Raw genomic sequence first — 6,722 nt, 5'->3', positions numbered from 1 at the left:
GACCCGCGCGGCGGCCTCGCCGACCCGCGGGTGCGGCGCGCCCTGGCCGTCGGCTCCCCCGACCTGCTGGAGGCGCTGCAACGCCCCGGGGCGAGCCCGCGCGACGTGGCCCGGGCCGAGCTGAAACTGGCCCGCTACCTGATCCGGATGAGCACCCGCCCCACCCCGTACGGCGCCTTCGCGGCGGTCTCGCTCGCCGGCTGGGGCGAGCGGACCACACTGTCCGTGCGCAACGACGCCGACCGCATCCGCACCCGCCCCGACATGGGCTGGCTGACCGAGCTGTGCCTCGCCCTGGACGGCGACCCCGCCGCCCGCGCCGACAGCACGTGGACGGTCGACGCCCGCGCCGTCGAACGGAACGGACGGCTCGGCCTGGTCGACGGCGGCACGGCCGACGGCGGCCCGACGGGCGGCACCGGCTCGGTCCGCCTGACCGCCGCGGTGCGCGAGGTACTGAGCGCCGCCCGCCACCCCGTCCCGTACGAGCGGCTGCACCGGCACCTGCTCGACCACACCGGCGGCAGCCCCGAACAGATCGACCGGCTGCTCACCGAACTCTGGCGCCAGCGCTTCCTGGTCACCGACCTGCGCGCCAGACTCACCACCGCCGATCCGGCCGACGAGCTGCGCCGACGCCTCGCCGACCGCCCGAGCTGCGCCCCTACGGCCGGGCAGCTGGCGGAGTTGCTCGCCGGGATGTCGGAGCTCGACGGCGGACCGGCCGACCAGGCACCGGCCCGGGCCCGCCGCGTCACCGAGCGCGCGGCCGAGATCCATCCCGTCACCGGCCCGGCCTTCCAGACCGACATGGCCCGCCCGGTGGCCGGCGACCGGATCGCCGCCGCCGTCGGCGAGGACTGCGCCCGGGCGGTCGAACTGCTGCTCCGGCTGTCGCCGCAGCCGTTCGGCTCCCCCGACCTGCCGGCGCACCGGAACGCCTTCCTGCAGCGCTACGGCCGCGACGGGGAGGTGCCGCTGCTGGAACTGCTCGACCCGGACACCGGGATCGGCCCGCCCGCCCACACCCACGGAGGCCCGCCGGTCGTCCCGCCGGAGGTGGCCGCCCGGCGTGCGAACACGCTCACCGACCTCGCCCTCACCGCCCTGCGCGACGGCGCCCGCGTCGCCGAACTGACCGAGAGCACGGTCGCGGCGCTGCAGACCTGGGATCCCGCGACGGCAGAGGGTCCCTCGCCTGCCCCCGCGCCCGTCTCGCTGGAGCTGTCCGCCTTCCTCGCGGCGGCCACACCGGAGGCCGTGGACCGCGGGGACTTCCTGCTCGTCGTCGGACCCAACCTGGGGGCCAGCAGCGCCGGCCGCTCACTCGGCCGGTTCGCCGACCTCCTCGCACCGGAGGGGCCGGCGGCCCTGCGCGACCTGGGCGAGGCCGAGTACCGCGCCCGTCCCGAGGCCGGACGGCCCACCGAGGTGGTCTACCTCCCCGCGATCCACCGGATGGCCAACGTCGTCGTGCGGCCCGCCGCCCACGACCACGAGATCGTGCTCGACGTCCCCGCCGGAGTGCCCGCCGACCGGGTCGTCCCGCTCGACGACATCCTCGTCGGTCTGCGGGAGGACCGTTACCGGCTCCGGTCGCGGCGGCTCGGCATCACGCTGCGCCCGACCGCGCGGCACATGCTCAACATCCACCAGGCGCCCGCCGTCTGCCGGTTCCTCGACGAGGTGACCCGGGACGGCACGCCCGAGTTCGCCCCCTTCGACTGGGGTCCGGCGAACGGCTTCCCGTTCCTGCCCAGGGTGCAGTACGGGCGGATCGTCCTCTCCCCCGCCCGGTGGCTGCTGCGCCGGCCGGACGGCGGCGCCAAGGAGTGGAGCGAGGACGCCGAGGCGTTCGCCGACCGGGTCGCCGCCTGGCGCACGGAGTGGTCGGTCCCCCCGCGCCTCTACCTGACCATGGCCGACAACCGGCTGCTGCTCGACCTCGACGATCCCGGGCAGGTCGAGCAGCTGCGGGCCGAGGCGCGCGGCAACCGGGGCGGGGTGCTCGTCCTCCAGGAGGCGCTGCCCGACGCCGGCACCGCGTGGGTTCCCGGGACGGACGGCGTGTTCATGAGCGAACTCGTGGTGCCGCTCGTCCTGCGCCCGCGGCCGGCGCCGCGGGATGCGGCGACGCCACGGGAGACCGACGCGGCTGTGATGGACGCGGTGAAGGCGGACGCGGTGGAGGCGGAGGCGCCGGTCGCGCGGAGCGACGGCCGGCCGGCCCCGGTCCCCGTCCCCGTGCGGGACCGGCTGCGGCTGCCGGGGAGCGACTGGCTGTTCGCCAAGTTCTACTGCGACCGCGCCCAGGAGAACGGCCTGCTGGCCGGTCCGCTCCGGCGGCTGTGCGAGATGGCCGAGGTGTCCGGACTCGCCCGGCAGTGGTTCTTCATCCGGTACGCCGACCCCGACCCGCACCTGCGGCTGCGCTGGAAGGGCGACCACGACGCGCTGACCCGTCACCTGCTCCCGGAAGTCGCCCGGCTCGCCGCCCGGCTCACCGAGGAGGGCCTGGTCTCCCGGCTGGTGATCGACACCTACGACCGCGAACTCGAACGCTACGGCGGGTCGGAGGGCACCGACGTCAGCGAGGAGGTCTTCTGCGCCGACAGCCGGGCCGTGCTGCGACTGCTCGCCGAGCCGGTCATGGCACAGCCCGCCGCCGGGCGGGAAGCCGGAACCCCACAGGCCGGAGCCGGTCCGGAGGGAGATCTCGCCGAGCTGGCCGCCGTGACCACCGACGACCTGCTCGCCGGGCTCGGCCTCGGCCCCGAGGACCGGCTGCGCTGGTACACCGAGCAGGCCCGGCAGTACTACAGCGCCGCCCGCCGTCAGGCCGGCGAGGACTACCGCGTCCGGCAGCGCCGCTTCCGCGCCCTGCTCGGCACCCCGACGGGCCCGGCCCTGCTGGGCGACGGCGTGGCGGAGATCCTGCGGCAGCGGCGGGACGGGCTCGCGCGGGCCGACGAACGGCTCTCCGAGCTGGCGGCCGCCGGACGGCTCACCACCGACCGCGACCAACTCCTCGGCAGCTACCTCCACCTGCACTGCAACCGGCTGCTCGCCGACCGGCGCCCGTCCGAGGGGTGGCTGGTCCAGATGCTCCAACGGACGCACAAGGGCCTGAGCCTCGGCGCAGCCCCGGAATCCGCTTCGGGCACCGGCAACGGCGCCGCGCGCGGCGAGGACTGACGGCTCAGCCGGGGGCCGCCGAAGTCCGCCGTGCCCGGGCCCACGCCCAGGAACCCGCCGCCACCAGCAGGGCCACCCCCAGCGCGTACACCGGCAGCCAGCGCGTCACCGTCGCCGCCAGGCAGTCCTCGGCGGCCTGCCGGCTCTGCTCCCGCTGCGCGTACGCCAGCGCGTCGCCGTTCCGCCCGGCCAGGTCCCCGAGCGCGGCCTGCACCTGCAGACCTTCGTAGCGGCCGGACTGCACACACCCGCCGCGGGTGCCCGGCGCGGGGAACAGCCAGTCCCAGCGCTGCAGGGCCGGCGCCAGCGCCAAGGCCACACACAGGCCCACGACCAGCGAGTACGCCGCCAGACCCGTCACATAGGCGACCGGTCGGCCCGGTGTCGGCACCGGCGTGCGGCCGAAGGAGAGGACGACCATGAGGAGCGTCACGCCGAGGTAGGTGGAGAACCACTGCCACGAACCCTCCGCGAGCGAGAACGCCAGCACCACGGCGAGCGCGGTCCCCAGTACGCCGGGATCGGTGGCCACCCGGTCCCCGGTCCCGGTGTCGGGGCCATGACCCGCTCGACTGCTGCTCCCGCTCACACGCGCTCCCGCTCTCCGGCCCGGCTCGGAGGCACCAGCCTCCCGTCAGCACCGGCCGCCGCCCGCCGCGGCCGCACCGGTACGCGCCCCGACCCCACCCGACCGGCCCAGCCGGGCCCGTCCAACGGCCTCCGACCAGCACGGATTGACGGACCGTCGGACGCGGAGCCCCAAGTAAGCAGGCAGCCTGCCTACCTCCCCCGGGGCCTCCCGGACAGGCCCGCCCGCTCGCGGAGGTGCCGAAACGCCGGTGGCGGACGGGCGCAGCCCCGCCAACCACCCGCGTCCCGGGTGCATCCCGGGCGCGTGGGATCCTTGGTCCATGCTGTTCGAATTCGAGGCCGAGCTGTGGATCTGGGAGGCCCGGCGGGCCGACAACTGGACCTTCGTCAGTCTTCCCGCCGAGGCGTCCGGGGAGATCCAGGACCTGCCCGGCGGGCCGGCGCGCGGCTTCGGCGCGCGCCGGGTGCGGGTCACGGTCGGCGGCAGCAGCTGGCTGACCTCGATCTTCCCGGACCGCGGCCGCGGCTGCTACGTCCTGCCCATCAAGCGCGCGGTGCGCAAGGCCGAGGGGCTCGATCCGGGGGACGTCGCGACCGTGACGGTGGAGCTCGTCGACCTCTGACGGCCCCCGGGACAGCCACGAAGGTGACGCGAACGTGAGGGGCAGATCACGATGACACGCGAGGCCGGCGCTCCCTACGATTCGTAGCCGATGCACCTGCCCCCACGCAGGTGTGCCCTGTTCGAGGAGACGGATCCCCGTGACCACCGGCGTCGTCGTGCGTGAGAGCTACTACCAGCGGACGGGCGAGCGCCGGTTCAAACCCACCGCTCACGCGGGGGGCGCCTGGGACACCGACGAGCAGCACTTCAGCCCGCTCGCGGGGCTCGTCGTGCACGCCGTCGAGCGGCACCTCGCGGAGCAGGCGGCCCACCGGGCCGGGGAGCTGACGCTCGCGCGGATCAGCTACGACATCCTGGGCCGGATCGCCCTCGACGAGTGCGAGATCACCGTGGAGACCGTCCGGCCCGGCCGGACCATCGAGCTCGTCGAGGCCACCGTGGTCATCGGCGACCGGCCGGTGGTGCGCGCCCGCGCCTGGCTGCTGGCGTCCCTGGACACCTCCGCCGTGGCCGACAGCCCGCACGAGCGGATCCCCGCCCCCGAGGAGCTCCCCCGTTGGGCGATGGACGAGGAGTGGGACGGCGGCTACGTGGCGTCGGTCGAGCTCCGCCGGACCCCGCCGGTCCGCAAGGGGCGGGCCACGGCCTGGGTGTCCTCGCGCGTCGACCTGGTCGCGGGCGAGCCGGTCAGCGCCCTCGCCTCGTACCTCGCGTTGGTGGACACCGCCAACGGCGTCGCCGTGCAGCAGGACCCCACGGCGTGGATGTTCCCCAACCTGGATTTGACGATCCATCTGCACCGGCAGCCGCAGGGCCCGTGGACCGGGCTCGACACCACCGTCACCTTCGGCCCGTCGGGCCAGGGGCTCACCAGCAGCGTCCTGCACGACGTCCACGGCCCTGTCGGCCATGCCGAGCAGATCCTCACCGTCCGCCCGCAGGCGCTCGGTTAACCGTCTGCCCGCCGGCCCGCGCTGTGGCGGGTGCGCAGCGGCAGTCGGCGCAGGGCGGCGGTGAGGGCGGTGGCCGGATCGGCGGGGCCGGTGGAGCGCCAGGCGATGTGGCCGTCGGGGCGGACCAGGAGGGCGCCGGCCGCGGAGGTCCCGGCGCGGGCCGCGAACTCGGGGCCGGGGTCGGCGTGGCGCAGGCCGGCGGTGTCGGCGGCCGGGCGCCACGCGGGCGGGCCGAGCAGGATCCAGTCCCCGGCGGGCAGGTCGAGGGTGGAACGGGACCGGGCGGCGTCGGTCCAGGTGTGCGGGAGGCGGGTGCCGGGGCCGCCGTCGAGCACGGCGGTGACCGGGTCCGCCGGGTCGCCCGCCGCGGCGAGGACGGCGGCGGAGCGGTTGCGGTCGCCGAGGCCGTGGGCGGCCGGGGTGCTCCAGTCGGGATCGGGTGCGGAGCTGCCGGGCGTCATGGCCCGGGCGTTGGCGCCCGAGGCGGCGACGGCGTGGACGGCGGCGGGGTGGCGTTCGTCCTGGTAGGTGTCGAGCAGGCGCTCGTCCGCGCGACCGTCGAGGACGGCGGCGAGCTTCCAGACCAGGTTGTGGACGTCGGCGATGCCGGTGCCGGCGCCGCGGGCGCCGGCCGGGGGCATCTGGTGGGCCGCGTCGCCGGCGAAGAACACCCGGCCCGCGCGCAGGCGGTCGAGGGTGCGCTCGCGGGCCTCCCAGGGCAGCACGCTGACCACCCGGGGTTCGGCGCCGGGCACCCCGAGGACGTCGCGCAGGATCCGCTCGCAGCGCGCGGGCGGGTAGTCGGCGGGGCTCTCGACGGCCGGGTCGTAGCGCAGGTGGAAGGCCCAGCGGGTGCGGGCGTCGATCGCGGTGAGCATCCCCCGCACGCCGGGTCGGGCGATCAGGACGACGCTGAACTCCCGTCCCCGGACGACGTGTTCGAGGTCGGCGTGGAACAGGATGTTGAGCTGGTGCCCGTGGCTCGCGCCGTGCGTCGAGGGGACGCCGAGTTCGTGGCGGAGCGCGCCGCCCGCGCCGTCGGCGGCGATCAGGTAGTCGGCGGTGACGGTCTCGGTGGCGCCGGTGGCGATGTCCGTCAGGTCGACGGTGAGGTGGTCGCCGCCGTGCCGCAGGCCGGTGCGCCGGGTGCCGAAGCGGAGCTCGGCCGGTCGGCGGCGGGCGGCCGCGAGCAGGACGGGTTCGACGGCGTCGAGGGTCGCGCGGCGGCCGGTGGTCGGGCTCCAGTCGGCCATCGCGGCGGGGGCGAAGATGCTCTCGGGCCGGTCGGCGGACCGAGCCCGGTCGGCGGACTGAGCCCGGTCGCCGGGGTGGGACGGCCGGCGCGGGACGTCGGCGAG

Annotated in this window: 5 protein-coding genes; 3 read left to right on the top strand and 2 right to left on the bottom strand. The window is 76.2% G+C overall.

Annotated features, from left to right (window positions below):
- The coding region (locus AB0N76_RS38660; RefSeq protein ID WP_363565538.1) for a lantibiotic dehydratase at positions 1–3,195 on the top strand (3,195 nt) is incomplete at its 5' end.
- A 4-nt stretch (positions 3,196–3,199) separates the two neighbouring features.
- On the opposite strand, the gene AB0N76_RS38655 is transcribed toward AB0N76_RS38660, so the two are convergent.
- Complete coding sequence (locus AB0N76_RS38655) at positions 3,200–3,727, bottom strand: hypothetical protein (protein ID WP_363565537.1); 528 nt, start codon at positions 3,725–3,727, stop codon at positions 3,200–3,202.
- Positions 3,728–4,106: 379 nt separating this feature from the next.
- Between AB0N76_RS38655 and AB0N76_RS38650 the strand changes: the two genes are divergently transcribed.
- Together AB0N76_RS38650 and AB0N76_RS38645 are read left to right on the top strand one after the other, a co-directional pair.
- On the top strand, positions 4,107–4,409 hold the full coding sequence (locus AB0N76_RS38650) for a DUF1905 domain-containing protein (RefSeq protein ID WP_363565536.1): 303 nt from the start codon (positions 4,107–4,109) through the stop codon (positions 4,407–4,409).
- 139 nt (positions 4,410–4,548) lie between these two features.
- A complete protein-coding gene (locus AB0N76_RS38645) occupies positions 4,549–5,364 on the top strand; it encodes a thioesterase family protein (RefSeq protein ID WP_363565535.1) in 816 nt (271 codons plus the stop codon).
- On the opposite strand, the gene AB0N76_RS38640 is transcribed toward AB0N76_RS38645, so the two are convergent.
- On the bottom strand, positions 5,361–6,722 hold a 1,362-nt coding region (locus AB0N76_RS38640), incomplete at its 5' end, for an FAD-dependent monooxygenase (RefSeq protein WP_363565534.1). The two genes, AB0N76_RS38645 and AB0N76_RS38640, sit on opposite strands and share 4 nt — an antisense overlap.

The sequence above is a fragment of the Kitasatospora sp. NPDC093806 genome, from assembly GCF_040683335.1.
GTDB lineage: Bacteria > Actinomycetota > Actinomycetes > Streptomycetales > Streptomycetaceae > Kitasatospora.
This window is presented reverse-complemented; position numbering and strand designations above follow the sequence as displayed.

What these genes read in the sequence shown, in the direction of transcription:
- AB0N76_RS38650 (WP_363565536.1), top strand. Translation starts at nt 4,107, where the DNA reads ATGCTGTTCGAATTCGAGGCCGAGCTGTGGATCTGGGAGGCCCGGCGG.